General features: G+C 35.9%; 16 protein-coding genes. 13 read left to right on the top strand and 3 right to left on the bottom strand.

Annotated elements, in window-relative coordinates; all coding sequences use genetic code 11:
* Nucleotides 1-657 precede the first annotated feature (657 nt).
* Nucleotides 658-1,740 carry a LysM peptidoglycan-binding domain-containing protein gene (locus tag FD46_RS04330; RefSeq protein ID WP_057895962.1) on the bottom strand — a complete coding sequence of 361 codons (1,083 nt, stop codon included), beginning with the start codon at nucleotides 1,738-1,740 and terminating at the stop codon, nucleotides 658-660.
* Nucleotides 1,741-2,142: 402 nt separating this feature from the next.
* Between FD46_RS04330 and FD46_RS04325 the strand changes: the two genes are divergently transcribed.
* Nucleotides 2,143-2,595 (top strand): TetR/AcrR family transcriptional regulator, encoded by a 453-nt coding sequence (locus FD46_RS04325; protein ID WP_235805562.1) that lies wholly within the window; start codon nucleotides 2,143-2,145, stop codon nucleotides 2,593-2,595.
* A gap of 1 nt (nucleotide 2,596) precedes the next feature.
* Nucleotides 2,597-2,944, top strand: a complete 348-nt coding sequence (locus FD46_RS04320; protein ID WP_057895960.1) for a PH domain-containing protein — start codon at nucleotides 2,597-2,599, stop codon at nucleotides 2,942-2,944.
* Between the two features lie 208 nt (nucleotides 2,945-3,152).
* Here the strand turns inward: FD46_RS04320 and FD46_RS04315 are convergent, their stop codons facing one another.
* Entirely contained in the window at nucleotides 3,153-3,935 is a 783-nt protein-coding gene (locus FD46_RS04315) for an acetoin reductase (RefSeq protein ID WP_057895959.1), read from the bottom strand.
* Between the two features lie 827 nt (nucleotides 3,936-4,762).
* Here FD46_RS04315 and FD46_RS04310 point away from each other — a divergent pair.
* From FD46_RS04310 to FD46_RS04285, 6 genes are all read left to right on the top strand, one after another.
* Nucleotides 4,763-5,272 (top strand): 2-thiouracil desulfurase family protein, encoded by a 510-nt coding sequence (locus tag FD46_RS04310; RefSeq protein WP_057895958.1) that lies wholly within the window; start codon nucleotides 4,763-4,765, stop codon nucleotides 5,270-5,272.
* Between the two features lie 33 nt (nucleotides 5,273-5,305).
* Entirely contained in the window at nucleotides 5,306-5,941 is a 636-nt protein-coding gene (locus tag FD46_RS04305; RefSeq protein WP_057895957.1) for a response regulator transcription factor, read from the top strand.
* A 323-nt stretch (nucleotides 5,942-6,264) separates the two neighbouring features.
* Complete coding sequence (locus FD46_RS10405) at nucleotides 6,265-7,062, top strand: sensor histidine kinase (protein ID WP_235805561.1); 798 nt, start codon at nucleotides 6,265-6,267, stop codon at nucleotides 7,060-7,062.
* Nucleotides 7,063-7,152: 90 nt separating this feature from the next.
* Nucleotides 7,153-8,100: an ABC transporter ATP-binding protein gene (locus FD46_RS04295; protein ID WP_057895955.1), complete on the top strand. Its 948-nt coding sequence runs from the start codon at nucleotides 7,153-7,155 to the stop codon at nucleotides 8,098-8,100.
* 8 nt (nucleotides 8,101-8,108) lie between these two features.
* On the top strand, nucleotides 8,109-9,218 hold the full coding sequence (locus FD46_RS04290) for an ABC transporter permease (protein WP_057895954.1): 1,110 nt from the start codon (nucleotides 8,109-8,111) through the stop codon (nucleotides 9,216-9,218).
* On the top strand, nucleotides 9,215-10,360 hold the full coding sequence (locus tag FD46_RS04285; protein ID WP_057895953.1) for an ABC transporter permease: 1,146 nt from the start codon (nucleotides 9,215-9,217) through the stop codon (nucleotides 10,358-10,360). The genes FD46_RS04290 and FD46_RS04285 overlap by 4 nt, the downstream gene beginning before the upstream one ends.
* A 287-nt stretch (nucleotides 10,361-10,647) precedes the next feature.
* Here the strand turns inward: FD46_RS04285 and FD46_RS04280 are convergent, their stop codons facing one another.
* Nucleotides 10,648-11,034 (bottom strand): YueI family protein, encoded by a 387-nt coding sequence (locus tag FD46_RS04280; RefSeq protein ID WP_057895952.1) that lies wholly within the window; start codon nucleotides 11,032-11,034, stop codon nucleotides 10,648-10,650.
* A 672-nt stretch (nucleotides 11,035-11,706) separates the two neighbouring features.
* Between FD46_RS04280 and FD46_RS04275 the strand changes: the two genes are divergently transcribed.
* Genes FD46_RS04275 through FD46_RS04255 form a run of 5 tightly spaced genes read left to right on the top strand, consistent with a single transcriptional unit; the run spans nucleotide 11,707 to nucleotide 16,283 of the window.
* Nucleotides 11,707-12,900 carry an ABC transporter substrate-binding protein gene (locus FD46_RS04275; protein WP_057895951.1) on the top strand — a complete coding sequence of 398 codons (1,194 nt, stop codon included), beginning with the start codon at nucleotides 11,707-11,709 and terminating at the stop codon, nucleotides 12,898-12,900.
* Nucleotides 12,901-12,950: 50 nt separating this feature from the next.
* Complete coding sequence (locus FD46_RS04270; RefSeq protein ID WP_057895950.1) at nucleotides 12,951-13,829, top strand: branched-chain amino acid ABC transporter permease; 879 nt, start codon at nucleotides 12,951-12,953, stop codon at nucleotides 13,827-13,829.
* A 51-nt stretch (nucleotides 13,830-13,880) separates the two neighbouring features.
* Nucleotides 13,881-14,789: a branched-chain amino acid ABC transporter permease gene (locus FD46_RS04265; RefSeq protein ID WP_157047091.1), complete on the top strand. Its 909-nt coding sequence runs from the start codon at nucleotides 13,881-13,883 to the stop codon at nucleotides 14,787-14,789.
* Nucleotides 14,790-14,791: 2 nt separating this feature from the next.
* Nucleotides 14,792-15,571 carry an ABC transporter ATP-binding protein gene (locus FD46_RS04260; protein ID WP_057895949.1) on the top strand — a complete coding sequence of 260 codons (780 nt, stop codon included), beginning with the start codon at nucleotides 14,792-14,794 and terminating at the stop codon, nucleotides 15,569-15,571.
* Nucleotide 15,572: 1 nt separating this feature from the next.
* Nucleotides 15,573-16,283, top strand: a complete 711-nt coding sequence (locus tag FD46_RS04255; protein ID WP_057895948.1) for an ABC transporter ATP-binding protein — start codon at nucleotides 15,573-15,575, stop codon at nucleotides 16,281-16,283.
* The last annotated feature ends 377 nt before the right edge of the window (nucleotides 16,284-16,660 follow it).

The raw sequence follows: 16,660 nt of genomic DNA, 5'->3' as shown, positions 1-16,660 counted from the left end.
AAAATTAATTTTCACTCGGAAAATATTTTAGAATAAATTAACTATTTATTTAATTGGTTAGCTGATATTATTAAATATTATACCAAGTTATAAAATAACAAAATTCTAAAATTAAGGTTGTCGATCTAGTTGTTCTTGCAGAGTAGGGCATGTTATCTATTCTTTTTCAAGAAAAACTATGTACTTGATTGATAATAAAACAGTTTACTGAAACCGGATTATTTTAGCAAAGCTGATTATTTGTATGAAGAATGCAAGTAAAAGTATTGCAATTTTCATTTTGATATAAGTTTCTACATAACATATTCTGAAGTTATATGTAAATGAAGCGAATTTCTCCTTAAAGAAACTGCAATAATTGCTGCAATAGCTTTATCAGATAAAAAGAAGTTGGATCAAAATATGAATTTTGACCCAGCCTCTTTGCTTTAACCTGAAATAGATGAATTAGCGTGTTTCAGTAGTTAGCCTCCTTCTGCTTAACCACGAGGTTACTTGTAGTAAAATTCAGACTATATGCGTAATTCGCAGTTAATGCTTAAAACCTAACGACTCTTGGCGCACTCTCCGGTATCGCCAAGAATGCATCATCTATTTTATGGAAAATCATAATTTCCAATTATTAACTGATACTTTAGAACCCTTTATTTTTAAAACTTATTTCTTAACTAGCTCGTTGATTGCATTTTGAATATTATCAGTTGCTGTATTTATAGCAGCTTGTGTAACCTCATCAGAAGTCATAGTACTGTGGCCCTTTTGAACACTGATTTGCAGGTTATTTAGTGAATCAGATGTATAAACATCAGTCTGTTTTAAATAACTTTCGGCCTGTCCTATCTTAGCTTGCAGCTGAGTTTTATTAACAGCTTGTTGCTGAATTTTTTGTAAGTTATTGATTGCTTGGTCAATTTTAGCAACAGCATCGGTGACGTTTTGCTGTGTTGGGTTGGCGGCTTTGATTACGCCGTTTCCTTGAACGGCTGCATCAGATAATTTCTGCAGGGAAGTATCAGTATATGTGCCATTTGTATAAAGATACTTGTTAGCTTCTTGCAATTTGGTTTCCAGTGGTTGTTTATTGACCACTAATGCCGCTTCCTGCAAACCATTAATAGCATTAGTAATTTCATTAATAGCATTAGTAACATCAGTTTGAGAAACTGTATCAGATTTAATGATACCGTTACCACGATAAGCTGTATTACGCAAATTTTCTAGAGATTGCTCAGTATATACGCCATTTGTATAAAGATACTTGTTAGCTTCTTGTAATTTAGCTTCTAAAGCAGATTTATCAACTTGATCAGAACTTGATGCCGAGTTAGCTTGACTGCTGCTTGATTGTTGTGCTGCTGACTGCTCGTTGCTTGCAGGCTGCTGCGGGACTACAATCGTTTTACCGGCGAATTTAAGTGAATTACCGGTATAAATCAAATTTTCATTAGGGATATTGTTAATTGCAGCTAATTGAGCGACACTAATGTTTGATCCCTTAGCCTTTAAAGCCTCTGAAATACCCCATAATGTGTCCCCGTTGTGAATTGTATACAGTTGCTGCATATTAGTAATTTGACTTGCGATTTGTTGAGGTGAATTAGCAGTCCAATTTGTTGTATCGGCATCAGCTTTTATTGGTACCGTAAAAAGCGCACCGGAGATGAGAGCAGCTGCCGCAGCAGCTTTTAGTTTAAGGCGTTTATCAACTACTTGTACTTTATTAATTGATTCATTGTTCATAGATATAACCTCCGCTCGAATGTTCCGAAAAAATCAGCTTTTGCTGTTTAACGGTGAAGTATTTTGGTCTGTCTAATTATAAATTGATTTAATTTAAAATCAGCTCCTGTCCGCGTTTATTTTAAATAACTGTTTAATTTTCATACGCTATTATCAGTGTAACGCTTACACACTATAAATCAAATGATGTGCAACCTATAAGATATTTATAATGAGAGGTTAAGAAGATAGTTGTAATAAATACATATATTAGTAAATATAAGCTAAAATTATTATTAGAATTGTAATTTTAATAGACGAAAGTTAACAGCTTGCCAGAAACTTTATATTTTAAAGCTGGACTGTGTGCTTACTCAGGCATTTTTCGACTAAGCCTGAAAAATTACAGGTTATTAACTCTTAATGATAAATAATAATGAAGAATTTAGTAGAAGATTTTTTATTTTTGACTGTTTGGTCAAAAAAGAGTACCATAAGATTATGGGAAGAAATAAAAAATTTAACCAAGAACAAGTACTCGCTGAAATAGGAAAATTATTTGTAAAGTACGGTTTTAACGCAACCTCATTAGACGACATTGTAAAGTGTACAGGGTTACTTAGAGGAAGTCTTTATAGCACATTCGGAAGCAAACAAGGTATGTTTGTTTCTGCTTTAAAACTAAGTTTGAAAGGAGAAAATAACCAAGTTAGCTGGGGACTTTTAATAATAGCGATGTTAGAAGTAGCTCCAAGAAATAATATGGTACGTGACATAGTACAACAATGGTATAAAGAAAACAAAAGTGCAAATGTTGCTGAGTTAATAGGACTTCAATTACTAAAACATGGCGGAATTATAGAAGGGGGACAGTAGTATGGAAAACAAGGTTCAAATAACAGCTGAAAAATTAATTGTAGTACCTCAAGGTATTAATAAGTTAGCTTCATTAAAGAGAAGATTGGAGTTTGCCTTAATCAATGTTATGGGTGCGTCTATTGACGAAGGAATTTTAAATGAACGTAAAGGAATAAAGGCACCAGGAACAGCAATGCCCGGATATTGGTCAGGTACTTTTACTAAAAATGGAGAAAAAACATTCTTTAACATCAAAAGGCCGAATAAGCCTGTTGTAGTCCAATTAAAAAACGAAAGTTATTCACGATTGGTATTGGGCGTTCAAAATCCAAGCAAATTGGTCGATGATATTAATAATAGTATTTGAAAAATTTTTATTTTGTTATCGTAAATAAAGCTATAGAAAGAAAATAAAATTATGGTCCGATAAATAGGTCGTTAAAAGTATTTTTACTGAAATTTTATTTCTATAAAAAAAGTCTCTTTTTGATTTGGCAGATGTGGTTCATTTTCCTTCCTGTCAAACAAAAAGGGGCTTTTATGATTAATTTCGATGGTTACAAAAGTGGTACCTCTTAACGATAAACCAATCCGCCATCGACTAAGATAGCCTGTCCAGTGATGTAGTCTGAATCTTCTGAAGCCAAAAATTTTACTAAATTGGCAACATCTCTAGGCTTTTCATACCTTCCCAAAGCGATTTCAGAAGCATATTTATCAAAGGCTTCGCCTGGTTTTAATGAAGGATCAGCTTTGACCATTTCTTCATCAATACGGTTCCACATCTTAGTTTTGGCTACTCCTGGACAATATGCATTCACAGTAACATGTTTGGCAGCTAATTCTTTTGCAGCTACTTGAGTAAATGCTCTTACTGCATGTTTGGTTGCTGAATAAGTACCCAGCATAGCATAAGCTTCGTGCCCCGCAATACTGCAAGCATTGATGATCTTTCCTTTTGTGTCTTGTCTGATGAATTGTTCAGCAGCTGCTTGTGTTCCATATACAGTTCCAAAGACATTAACGTTAAATAATTTTTGGAGCTCATCTTCGCCAATCTTTAAGAAGGGACCAACAGCTTCAACCCCCGCGTTGTTGATGAAAACATCTAAGTGACCAAATTTTTCTACGGTTGTTTTAACCAATTTTTCTTGGTCAGCTTTTTTTGAGACATCACCTACAAAATATGCTGCGTTAAAGCCTTCTTGTTCAAATTCTTTGACTGTCTTGCTAAGCAGGTCTTTATTAATATCATGCAGCATGACTTTAAATCCATTTTGTGCCAAACGCTGTGCAATTGCTCTTCCTAAACCACCAGCAGAACCTGTAACAACAGCAACTCTATTCTCTTCTGTCAAAAATTTGTCTCTCCTTTACCATAAAACGTGTAGACTTTTATCTTTATCCACTTAAAAGTATTTTTAATGTATATTTGTTAGTTTGTGTGTCTTTTGACTGGTTACCCTTTTTCACCCACTTTCATACATAGTTAAGCGCTTGCATTATTTGTCCCAACATCACTACTGAGTGCGTTTTTCCTGAACCTTACTATGTTTTTATCTCACTATATTAACCCCCCTAATCTGTCTATTTTTTTGCTACCCCCTGGTAACGCGTACATTTTAACACCTGAAATGAAAAAATAAAAACAAATGAATTTCTAGAATAGCTAACTTTAGGTAAGCAGTAAACGGATTGCAGAATAAACTAGGATAGTGCAAAGAACTGAAAATATAAAGAGGCAGAACCAAATTTTTGACTCTGCCTCTTATAGTGATAAGACTTTTTATTTATAGAACCTTTGTATGCTCTTTTTTATTATTTTGAATAAAGATAAAACTCCAATACAGTTCTGTGAGCATAATTAAAAATATGGCTAAAAAACGAAGTTTGCTCCAAAGCAGTCATTTAAGGTTCCTATTAAAATTGATGCGAAGACTTCAATTAATTGAGCAATACAAAAGGGTCTATAGCAAAATAAATTTTATTGTGAACTTTTTTGTGCAATAAATAATCATACTGATTATTTTAAAATACTGGATTGCTTATTGATATACACAGTTCAATTAGAGTTTTATGATTAACATATTTATTTTACATAGCGGTTCAGTCCCTTTTTACGTTATTATTTTAGTAGGAAGATTTATTATTATTTAAGCGGTAACAGAAATGGGAGAAAAGAAAAATGATCTTATTAAGCGCCTGCCTTGCAGGTTTTAATGTTCGCTACAATGGAACTAATGCACAAAATGATTTGGCAAAATGGCTGCTGATCAATGGGCAAGCAATAACGATGTGTCCCGAAATACTTGCCGGTTTTGGTATTCCTCGACAATCAGCAGAAATCAACGGCGGTTCTGCCGCAGAAGTGTTTGCGAAAAAAGCACATGTACTTGAAAAAGAAGGTAATGATGTCACTGCACAATTTGTCTATGGTGTTTCAATGGCGATGAAAATTGTATCTCAAAATGATATTTGTGCAGCTTTTTTGAAAGATAACAGTCCTACTTGCGGGGTGGATAAAGTTTATGATGGCAGTTTTAGCGGGAAGAAAAAAAGCGGTATGGGACTTTTTACACAGTCGCTGCGTGCACGAGGGATTTCAGTTTTTTCTGAGCAGCAATTGCAGGTAGAAAAGGTAAAGCCTTTTATAGTGCCAGATTTGGTTATGGCTTTGGAGCACAAATTTTCTTAAGAATCAGACTAGAAACAAAAAGGAGGCATTAAAATGATTAGTATTTTGATATGCGATGATAACGAATTTGTTACTAGCGGGATGCAGATTATTCTGAATACGCAACCAGATATTGAAGTGAGGAAAGTTGTGAATAACGCACAAGCTGCTATTGATTACTGTCAGAATAATCAAGTTGAAATAGTTTTGATGGATGTACGATTGAATAATGGCATGAATGGAGTTGAAGCTACAAAAATTATTACAGAAAGTTCTTCATCAAAGGTAATTATTTTAACGACTTTTGATGAAGATGAATATATTTCTACAGCAATTATTAATGGGGCTGTTGGTTATCTTCTAAAAAACACTAAACCCGAGCAGATTATCCAAGCAATTAAAGCAGTTTCTGAGAATCAGAGCATTATTCAGCAAGAGATTTGGCAGCGGATTCGTAAACAACTTGAAGTTCCTAAGAAAAAAGCTTCTTTAACGGAGTTGACCCCACGGGAACGAGAGACTGTCGTAGCTATTGCAGAAGGTTTGACGAATAGAGAAATTGCCCGTAAGCTCTTTTTGAGTGAAGGAACTGTAAATAACATGATTTCGCTTATTTTACACAAGCTGAACTTAAAACACCGAACTCAAGTTGCAATTTACTATTTACGAGGTGAATTTGAAAATAAATGAATGGTTATAAGGTAATGACAGATGTTTTTAGCAGCCTATTAATTTGTACTATAACAGTGCTTACTTATCCCCTGCACAGTACCGCTGCTGTGCTGACCCTTTTGATTTCGTTGCTTTATCTTAGCTTGAGTTTTATTACTGCAAGTTTTAAAAAAAATCAAATTTATTTTCATTTTACGCAAGTGGCACTCGTTATTTTGGCTATCCTGCATTTAAAACTTTTTTGGCTCTTATTTGGAAATGTACTCTTTCACTTTGAATTTAAAAACTTAAAAAAAAACTTTGGGATGATTTGGTGTACCCTTCCGGTTTTTTTGATTTTTTTGGACAAACAAATATCACTGAGAGAACAACTCTTTGCTTTTTTCTGGTGTCTGCTGGTCTATTTTTTTGAAGCCCTACAAAATAATTATTATGCTGCTATTTATAACCAAGAATCGAATTTACTTAAAAGAAGACTGCAGATTGCGCACTTGAGCAAACGATTATTGACTGTTAGCAATGAAGCCAAACAACAAACAGAATTGGCAGAGTTAAAAGAAAGAAATCGGCTGACGCATGAGATTCATGATCAGTTGGGGCACAGTTTAACTGGTGGGTTAATACAGCTTGAAGCTGCTCAGATTTTACTAAAACAGGATCCTGAAAAAGCGAAACGGCTGCTAGAGCAAGCAACTGAAATCAGCCGCACCGGAATTGAAGAAATTCGGCAGATACTTAAGGCAACGGCTCCAAGTCATTCCCGTCTTTCTTGGCAGCAATTACAGCTTGAACTGGCCGATTTTGAAAGCAATTATGCGATTAAAACAGTCAAAAAATTTCATGGGGATTTGGGTATGATTACACCGTTGCAGTGGCAGATACTATTGCAAAACTTGCAAGAAACTTTAACAAATACAATTAAATATGCACATGCCAACCAAGTAGAGGTCGAACTGAATGTTTTCAATGAGATCATTCAATTCAAGTTTTCCAACGACGGTGACGTTCCTGTCAATGTGAAAAAGGGGTTAGGAATTTTAGGTATGGAACAACGTTTAGCCCAAATCGAAGGACAGCTTATTGTGGATACCACTAACAATTTTGAATTAAATATGCTGCTTCCAATCAGTAAGTCATGAGAAAACTCATGGGTTAAAAGTGAGAAAATACACTGGTTACCAAAATTTAAAGAGAATATAGTTATTTATATACAAAAAAGGGGGTAAATGATGGAAAATATTGTGGAAATTAAAGAATTAACGAAGAAGTTTCCTAGTGGAAAACTTGCTGTTGACAATCTTTCGCTTAAAGTTAAAAAGGGCGACATATTAGGATTTTTAGGCCCAAATGGCGCCGGCAAATCAACTACGATAAATATGATGATGGACCTGATGAATAAAACTAGCGGCACGATCACTCTTTTCGGTGAAAGCGCGACGCATAAGAGCAATGAGGTACGCAGTAAGATTGGAATGGTACCGCAAGAAATTGCAATTTACGAAGATTTGACGGCTATAGAAAATGTCAATTTTTTTGGCGGACTTTACGGTTTGCGGGGGAAAAAATTGAAAACTGCGAGTCTTCAGGCTTTGCGTTTTGTGGCACTTGAGAAAAACGCAAAAGAAAAAGCCGGCAATTTTTCAGGAGGGATGAAACGCAGATTAAATATTGCATGTGCAATCGTACATGAACCTCAATTGATAGTCATGGACGAACCAACTGTTGGGATTGATCCGCAATCACGTAATTTTATTCTAGGAATCATTGAAGCCCTTAATAAACGTGGAACTACAATAATATATTCAACTCATTATATGGAAGAGGTTGAACGAATTAGTAATAAGATTGCCGTTATCGATCATGGGAAAATGATTGCCTATGGCAGTGAAAATGAACTGATTAGTTTAGTTACTGACACGCAAAAATTCAATATTGAAATTGCCTATCCTGAGAGGATAAACGTGAAAAGAATTCAAGTGATCAGCGGAGTACAGTCAGTGGAAATTAAGGAACAAGTACTGCAAGTTGTGGCTGATTCTGAAAAGAATCCATTAGATGATATCTTGAAGGTACTTGTTGATGAAAAAGCTGCTATCAAAATGGTAACCCAGGATAAACTTAATCTAGAAAATGTTTTCTTAATGCTGACTGGCCGAAAACTAAGGGATTCGAAGTAGGTGAGAAAATGAACTGGATAATTATAAAAAAGCAGTTGTTAGTTGAGTCACGCAGTTTTGGAACCTATATTTGGCTGTTGTTCTTTCCGCTTGCAATGATGCTGGTTTTAGGAAATGTATTGACAAATGCGTTCAACGATACACCATTAAAGATCAAAAAGGTCAGTGTTGTTTATAAGATACCTAAAGCGCATCAGCCTGTTGCTGAAGCTTTTAGTAATTTTGCCGCCGCTGCGGACTCGCGTTACATTTCATTCAATAAGATCACAAATAAAGAATCTGCGTTGAAACAGGTTAAACGAGGCAATAAAACGGCTTTGACAGTTATTAACAAAAAGGTACTCACGGTTTATTCAAATAATCCCGATATATTGCAAAGCAGTATTTTGTCTGCACACCTTCAAGGGTTTACGGAAGAATATGCTGTAAATGCAGCCCTTCTGCATATAACGAAGGATCCAGCACAATTGGATAAACGAGTGCCTGACTATACAAAAACTGTTAAGAGTGAAAAAACCAATGGAATTAAACAGCCGAGTTCATTTCAATACTATGCAATTGCGATGATTGCTTTGAGCTGTTTGATGACTATGATAATAGGAACAAGGCTTTTTTCTGATGAACGTGAACGGAAAACTATGGCACGAATGTACATTTCGCCTGTTCCACGAAGCCAAATTATAATCAGCAATTTCTTCGGCTCTTTTGTATTGCGTGCTTGTTCGCTTGCCTTGTTGATGGTCGTGGTTAATAAGTTCTTTACCGTTAGTTGGGGAAAAAATGTTGTCCTGGTATTTTTCAGTTTCCTGAGTCTAATAATGTTTGCAATGCTTCTTGGTATTACGATCGACATTTTTTCTAAAGGAGCCAAAAGTGTTACAACAGTTGCTAATATTGTTGTTCAGACGTTCCTTTTCTTTGGTGGTGCATATTTCCCTGTTTCAAAAACCCAAGCACTGTTTTCGCCTGTTGGTTGGGTTTTGGTTTCAGTGCGAGAGATGGTTTACTCTAACCAGATTGCAACGGCAGCATGGCCGATTTGGGCACTGTTGGCACTTTCAAGTCTTTTGATTGCTGCATGTGTAAGCATAAGCCATTGGAGGGGGATGACAGCATGAAAAATTTTACTTGGCTATTTAAATTAAGGCTAAAATCTTGGAAAAAGCATCCAGTTAGACTGTTTTTAGTAGTGTTTATTCCATTTATTTCAATTTTTATCTATTTTTCGAGCTATCAACGCACCACTTCTTACACTAATAATATTTCATTTGGTATAGTAAATGAAGATAAGGGTACTTATACGAATGCACTTATCACGTTTTTAAAGAAAAATATCAAACTTAAGGAATATCCTTCGAGAGCAGCAGCCGATGATGGACTTTCAAATAACGACGTCAATGCAGTTGTTTATTTAAAAAAAGGCAGTAATAGAAGCTTGAAAAATGTGAAACCAAAGGGAATTTCTATCAAAAGTCTGCAGGGCGATTTAATTGAAAAGCAGGGTAAAATGCTGCTTGCTGCTGCAATTTCTAAAGTGGTCAGATTACAAAGAATAAGCAAAGATACCGCAGAGTTTAAAAAAAGTGAAAATTATGTAAAAGCTAATCAATTGACTATAAAGCAACGTAACACTAATGATCAGGAAAGTAAAAATATGCTGACAACCCAGATTATTGGTTTTTTAATGATGATGATGCTGTATAACATCGCTGATTTTGCAGGAGATGTAATTCAAAATGAAAGAGCTAATCATGTCTATTATCGCTTGTTGACTACTCCTTTAACGAAAAATGAATATCTTTGGGGGACTGCATTATCTGCATTGCTTATTGGTACAGTAGAGACAGTTTTGACTACTTTGCTTATGAAGTATGTCTTTAACATTAATGCGGGGATTCCTTATTTAACACTTTTTGGGATACTTGAAGTATTTTCACTCATGGCAGTAATTATTTCTATGATGATTGGGTTGGCAGTTAATCAACGAGGAACTGGTAATGCACTCCAGACTCTTTCTTACACTATTACCTCGTTGCTTTCGGGAACTGTGATCCCGCTTGCTATCATGCCTGATTTCATGCAGCACATTGCTAAGTTTATGCCGCAATATTGGGTGGTGGAGACTATTTCTAGTATTCAAAAAGTTAAAAATATTCAAATTGTTTTAACGAATTTAACTGTTTTGCTAGCATTTATTCTGTTCTTTTTCAGTGTTACGTTGTTTGTTGCCAAACATAAAAAAACGATGCAGTTTATTTAATTGCTGAAATTAGTATGATTAACGACTATTGAAACACGTTAGCAACTGCAAGAGTGTACAAAAAAGGGGGCTGGGTCAAAAGTGAAATTTTAACCTAGCTCCTATAAACGTGTTCCATAAGTCAAAATTTTCCGTCTACCCTCGAATTACTCATAGCAAATTACTCGCTATGTTCGTAATTTCTTGTTAGTACTCAAATTTTACCGACTTATGTCACACTCTCTTTCTTGTGCTATCTGTGTTAACATATGCCAGTGGCAAGCCTAAACTGGGCTGTGTCCGCAACTTTAGTTCTTATGCGCGACATCCACATTACTAAGGTTAAGAGCAGTGTCTTTGCTTGCCACAACAGCAGCAAGTTCACTTTCAGAATTCGTAGTATTATTTGCCACTGTTTCAAAATTTGTATTAGTTTGACGAGAGATTTTGATCAGTGCGGAAAAAGAACCGGAAGGGACATTTCCATTTATCAATAAATGATATTCTGGGTGGCTTTCAAGTTCTTTTTTTAGTATTTCTAAATAATCAGAGTTTTTAACTTCTTTAAAATCGAGTGTTAATGCTACCCGCTCACGGAAAGTACCCAGATAATGCCGCTGTTCATCAGGCTTTAACTGAGGTGTACCATAAAGGCTTGAGTCTAAACGATTTTCAAGTTCGTCATTTGATGCCATAATTTCCATCCTTTCTTAATTAGAGCAAAAGAGACTATCCATATTCAAGATACCATATCTATGTCATGGAATAAAATAAACGTTTTCCACAAAAGCTTTTTTAAATGTATTTTAAAAATAAAAAGAGCGTTTGGAAAAAGACTATTGGGGCAATCTTGTCAAAACTTAGGAATATTTTGTATTTTTAGCATAAAACTATGTTTTTAAAAAAAAGATTGACGAAAAATTAACTTTCCATTATACTATCGTTATTCACATTAAATCTTGATTGGAGGCTACTATTATGAAAAGAACATTTTTAAAATTAATTAAACATAGAGTAGTCGCTATCCAACAAGATTTAGCCCTACTACTAAAGAAAAAGGACCCGATATTAGTTAATTCTGCGGTTTAACTGCCAGCTGATTTAGCTAATTGATCGAGCCCTTATTTGTCTTTAATAATGGGGCTTGATTACTAAGAGAATTCAAACCTCATTCGTTAAAGAATGAGGTTTTTTGTTTGAAAAAAATTGCACAGTTGTTGAGAATTTTTGGAAACTAAGTTTGAACTTAAACGAAAAGTCTTACTTTCTGTAGCATGATTACGAGGTGATAATTTTTAATTAAAAAGCAATTTTAGCATTTAACGTTTATTACATTAAAATTTATAAAAAGGAAAGTAGGAGTAGGAATGGAAAAAAAGGCATTCAAAAAAATAATGAGTTTCGGAACAGCTATGGTGGTTGCAGGTATGCTTGCAGGATGCAGTACTGCTAAATCTGCAAGTAAAGGGAATCCTGCTGGTAAGACAATTAAAATTGGTGTGAATATGGAACTTTCTGGTGCGGCAGCCGGTTATGGCAACTCACAGAAACAAGGTATTCAGCTGGCCGTCGATAAAATAAACAAGGCAGGCGGAATCAACGTAAACGGGAAAAAAGAAAAGGTTACTTTGGTTATTCGTGATAATAAAACATCTACAAGTACTGCTGCTTCTGTTGCTGCCCAATTAGTCAATAAAGATAAGGTTAATGCGATTGTAGGGCCCGCTACAACTAATGCAGGAACGGCTCAAATACCTAATATTACTAAAGGAGCTGTTCCCAGCGTCAGTCCTTCTGCAACAGATCCTGATTATACTTTGCAAAAAAATGGTAAGGTACAGGATTATGTTTTTAGGGCTTGCTACCAAAATAATTTTCAAGGATCAACAGCAGCCAAGTTTGCATATACAAATTTAAAAGCAAAACGTGTTGCAGTTTTGGCAGATAATTCCAGTGATTATGGAACAGGATTAGCTAAAGCTTTCAAAAAGTCCTATAAGGGAAAGATTGTGGCTTCGCAATATTTCCAAGAAGGTGACAAAGACTATAATGCAATTTTGACATCCTTCAAAAATAAGAAAATTGATGCCATCTATGTACCAGGATATTATTCAGAAATCGGTTTGATTGTAAAGCAAGCAAGGCAAGCAGGAATTAATGTACCGATTATCGGCAGCGACGGAATGGCTGATCCTAAGTTGGCGCAAATTGCCGGTAGTGAAAATGCTTCAAACATTTATTACACAACACCATTTTCAACACGTGTTGCAAACCAAAAGAATACGGCAAAGAAATTTATGGAAGATTATAAAGCACGTTACGGCGAAGAAGCACCAACCTTTTCAGCTTTGGCATACGATTCAGTTAATATGATAAAACAGGCTATTGAAACTGAAAAGTCTGCTGATTCTGTGAAAATTGCAGAAGGGTTAGCTAAAATAAAGAATTTTGATGGAGTAACAGGACACATTACTGTAGACAGTAAACACAATGCTAACAAACCGATTGTTGTTGAGACGTTAACAAACGGGAAAGTCAGTGCTGCCAAAGAGATCAAATAATTACTATGACGGCATATTTGAAATTTGCGAGTAGATGAGGAGGAAAAAAAGTGCAGACATTTTTTCAACAGGTAATTAATGGCTTGTCACTGGGCAGCATTTATGCATTGCTGGCTTTGGGCTACACAATGGTATACGGGATTATCAAACTGATTAATTTTGCGCATGGTGACATCTATATGCTAGGTGCTTTTTGGGGATATTACGTAATTAATGTTTGGCATTTTAATTTTATAGCTGCATTGTTATCGGCAATGGTAATATGCGGGCTAAGCGGTGTTATTATTGAGTACTTTGCATACAGACCTCTACGGCATTCTCCCAGGATCACTGCACTGATTACCGCAATCGGTGTTTCATTTTTCCTTGAAAATGGAATGGCATATCTTTTCGGTTCGAATGCTCGTGATTTTCCTCAAATTGTTAAACAAGTTAACTACAATATTGGAGGAGTCAGAATTTCAAATATTCAAATTCAAATTTTAGCTACTGCATGTATATTAATGCTCCTTTTACAATTAATTATTAGGTATACCAAGATGGGGCGTGCAATGAGAGCTGTTTCAGTCGATAACGATGCTGCTCAACTTGTTGGCATCAACCCTAATCTAACCATTTCTTTTACCTTTGCACTGGGATCCGCATTGGCTGGAGCAGCTGGAGTGATGATCGGCTTGTATTATAACTCAATTGATCCTTTGATGGGGATGACTCCAGGAATTAAAGCTTTTGTAGCAGCAGTTGTAGGAGGCATCGGCTCAGTTCCGGGTGCGTCTTTAGGAGGTTTTTTGATTGGCTTGTTGGAAACACTTGTACAGTCGGTTGGGCTGTCAGCTTACAAGGATGCAGTGGTGTATGTGGTTTTAATCGTCATTTTGCTGATATTGCCTACTGGTATCTTTGGTAAGAATGTAAAAGAAAAGGTTTAGGTGATTATTTTGAAAGCAAATTTAAAATATAATGTTTGCTGGTTTATCGTTATGGCGGCAGCTTTTTATCTAGTAAATATACTAGTAATGGTGGGCATAATTGATAGCTTTATTGAAAATATGCTGGTTACGATTTGGATTAATGTTATTTTAGCGACGGGTCTGAATCTGATTATCGGATTTGCTGGGCAGTTTTCACTGGGACATGCGGGTTTTATGGCAATTGGTGCTTATGCAGCTGCAATTATAACGCAGCAAGTTGATACTGTTGGGGGATTTTATCTTTCATTAGTGGTCGGGGTTATTATAGCGATAATCGCTGCTGTGATTGTTGGAATTCCAACCTTGCGTTTGAAAGGTGATTACTTGGCGATTGCAACGATGGGAGCCGCTGAGATTATTCGAATTATTATCAACAATTTAAAAATTACTAACGGGCCAGCTGGAATGTTTAATATTCCGCAATTTGCGACTTGGCCCTTCGTTTACATTACGATGTGCGTAACAACAATCGTTGTTGTTAATTTTATTAATAGCCGCGGTGGAAGAATTATTATGTCTGTCCGTGATGATGAGATTGCAGCAGAGTCTATGGGGATTAATACTACTAGGTGGAAGTTGGCAGCTTTTGTTTTGGGAGCAGCTACGGCGGCAATTGCTGGTGGTTTGCATGCTTCATATTTGCAGACGATTGCGCCAAACGATTTTGGAATTATGGAGTCTATCTCAATTCTGATTATCGTAGTTCTTGGCGGAGTCGGCAGTATTACCGGCAGCGTTGTTGCAGCTGTAGTGCTGGGCGTATTAGACACTATCTTGCAAGATTTTGGAACTTTGCGCATGGTGATTTATGCAGTAGCCTTAATTTTAATAATGGTCTTCAAGCCCTCTGGTTTATTGGGAACATGGGAGTTCTCAATCAGACGATTATTTGCTTCATTGAAAAGAAGGAAGGTGTAAATTTGACAACCTTACTTAAGGTGAATAATTTAGTGAAAAAATTTGGTGGTTTAACAGCGGTTTCCGATGTTTCCATGCAGATAAACAGTGACGAACTGATTGCTTTAATAGGACCAAACGGTGCTGGGAAAACTACACTTTTTAACATGTTGACTGGGGTTATTTCTCCAAGTTCTGGAACAATTACTTTTGATCAAGAAGGAAAAAAGATTTCTTTAAATCATAAAAAGGCTTACCAAATTGCAGAACTGGGACTTGCACGAACTTTTCAAAATATTCGGTTGTTTAAAGACATGACCGTTTTGGACAACGTACTTGTTGCAATGACTAACCAATACAAGGAAGGATTTTTGCAAGCAGTTTTACGTTTTCCAAAATTCTATCAGACAGAAGATGTAATTGTTAAAAAAGCTCGTAACCTATTAGCTATTTTTGATCTTGATAAAGATATGCATAAAAGAGCATGTAATTTGCCTTATGGACTTCAAAGACGATTGGAAATAGTGCGGGGCTTGGCAATGAGTCCCAAAATCTTATTTCTTGATGAACCCGCAGCGGGTATGAATCCGGAAGAAACTGCTGCTTTGGCAAAACTGATACGTAAAATTCAAAAGCAATTTCACATTACTGTTGTTTTAATTGAACATGATATGTCATTAGTAATGAATTTGGTAGAAAGAATCTATGTTCTGGATCAAGGAACCTTACTGGCAGAAGGGACACCAAAAGAGATAAAACAGAATAAAACAGTCATTAAAGCATATCTAGGGGAAGAGGGGTGAAATGATGATATTAAAGGTTAGTGACCTTGCAGTAAATTATGGGGCAATTAAGGCTGTTAAGGGAGTTAGTTTTGAAATTAATGAAGGAGAGATTGTTTCATTAATCGGAGCTAATGGAGCCGGAAAGACGACAATTTTAAAAACTATTTCTGGCCTTTTAAAACCAGTTGAAGGAACAATCAGTTACTTTGGAAAAGATTTAAAGCATAAAAAAGCGTCGCATATTGTAGCAGAAGGAATTTCACATGTACCTGAAGGAAGACATATTTTTCCAGGGATGTCGGTAAAGGAAAATTTGCAGTTGGGAGCTTTTTTGCAGAAGGATCGCACACAGGTCAAAGAGCTGTTTACAGAAGTTTATTCCCAATTTCCAATTTTAAGACAACGTGAAGATCAAGATGCAGCCACTCTTTCAGGTGGCGAACAACAGATGCTTGCTATTGGTCGAGCATTAATGTCAAAGCCAAAATTACTTTTACTGGATGAGCCTTCAATGGGACTTGCCCCAATTTTCATTAACAAAATATTCGAAATTATTAAAGCTATTAAAAATCGTGGAACTACAGTTTTGTTGATTGAACAAAACGCTAAAAAGGCTCTTTCGATTGCTGATCGTGGGTACGTATTAGCGACTGGGGAAATAAAAATGGAAGGAACTGGGGCACAGCTGTTAGCAAGCCCTGCTGTGCAAAAAGCTTATTTGGGAGGATAGATTTTTTCTTTTGCTCCTCTTGCTAATAGATGTAACAATTAATGTGAGTGAAAGAGGGACTTGAGTCAAAGCTTATGTTTTGGCTCAGTTTTTTTGTACACTCTTGCAGTTTCCATATTAATGTGTTTCAATAGTCAGTCTTTTCCGTTTAACCACGAATTATTCATAGTTGAATTCGGACTATGTTCGTAATTTGCGGTTGATGTTCAAAGCCTAACGCCTATTGGCACACTCCTGTGTGTGAATAAAAAGAACTTTTAGCATTGCTATAGAAAACGCTTGCATTGGCTTCAATAATGTGTATAATACAGAGTGTAAGGGATTATAGCAAACGCTATAATCGAAAGCTTGGCATCATGTTTACATGATAGTCGGGT

Source organism: Liquorilactobacillus oeni DSM 19972, assembly GCF_001436275.1.
Taxonomy (GTDB): domain Bacteria; phylum Bacillota; class Bacilli; order Lactobacillales; family Lactobacillaceae; genus Liquorilactobacillus; species Liquorilactobacillus oeni.
This window is presented reverse-complemented; position numbering and strand designations above follow the sequence as displayed.

Excerpts from the sequence above, each read along its gene's own strand:
- FD46_RS04330 (WP_057895962.1), bottom strand. The coding sequence starts at position 1,740 with ATGAACAATGAATCAATTAATAAAGTACAAGTAGTTGATAAACGCCTT.
- FD46_RS04325 (WP_235805562.1), top strand. The coding sequence starts at position 2,143 with ATGATAAATAATAATGAAGAATTTAGTAGAAGATTTTTTATTTTTGAC.
- FD46_RS04320 (WP_057895960.1), top strand. The coding sequence starts at position 2,597 with ATGGAAAACAAGGTTCAAATAACAGCTGAAAAATTAATTGTAGTACCT.
- FD46_RS04310 (WP_057895958.1), top strand. The coding sequence starts at position 4,763 with ATGATCTTATTAAGCGCCTGCCTTGCAGGTTTTAATGTTCGCTACAAT.
- FD46_RS04305 (WP_057895957.1), top strand. The coding sequence starts at position 5,306 with ATGATTAGTATTTTGATATGCGATGATAACGAATTTGTTACTAGCGGG.
- FD46_RS04295 (WP_057895955.1), top strand. The coding sequence starts at position 7,153 with ATGGAAAATATTGTGGAAATTAAAGAATTAACGAAGAAGTTTCCTAGT.
- FD46_RS04290 (WP_057895954.1), top strand. The coding sequence starts at position 8,109 with ATGAACTGGATAATTATAAAAAAGCAGTTGTTAGTTGAGTCACGCAGT.
- FD46_RS04285 (WP_057895953.1), top strand. The coding sequence starts at position 9,215 with ATGAAAAATTTTACTTGGCTATTTAAATTAAGGCTAAAATCTTGGAAA.
- FD46_RS04280 (WP_057895952.1), bottom strand. The coding sequence starts at position 11,034 with ATGGCATCAAATGACGAACTTGAAAATCGTTTAGACTCAAGCCTTTAT.
- FD46_RS04275 (WP_057895951.1), top strand. The coding sequence starts at position 11,707 with ATGGAAAAAAAGGCATTCAAAAAAATAATGAGTTTCGGAACAGCTATG.
- FD46_RS04265 (WP_157047091.1), top strand. The coding sequence starts at position 13,881 with ATGGCGGCAGCTTTTTATCTAGTAAATATACTAGTAATGGTGGGCATA.
- FD46_RS04255 (WP_057895948.1), top strand. The coding sequence starts at position 15,573 with ATGATGATATTAAAGGTTAGTGACCTTGCAGTAAATTATGGGGCAATT.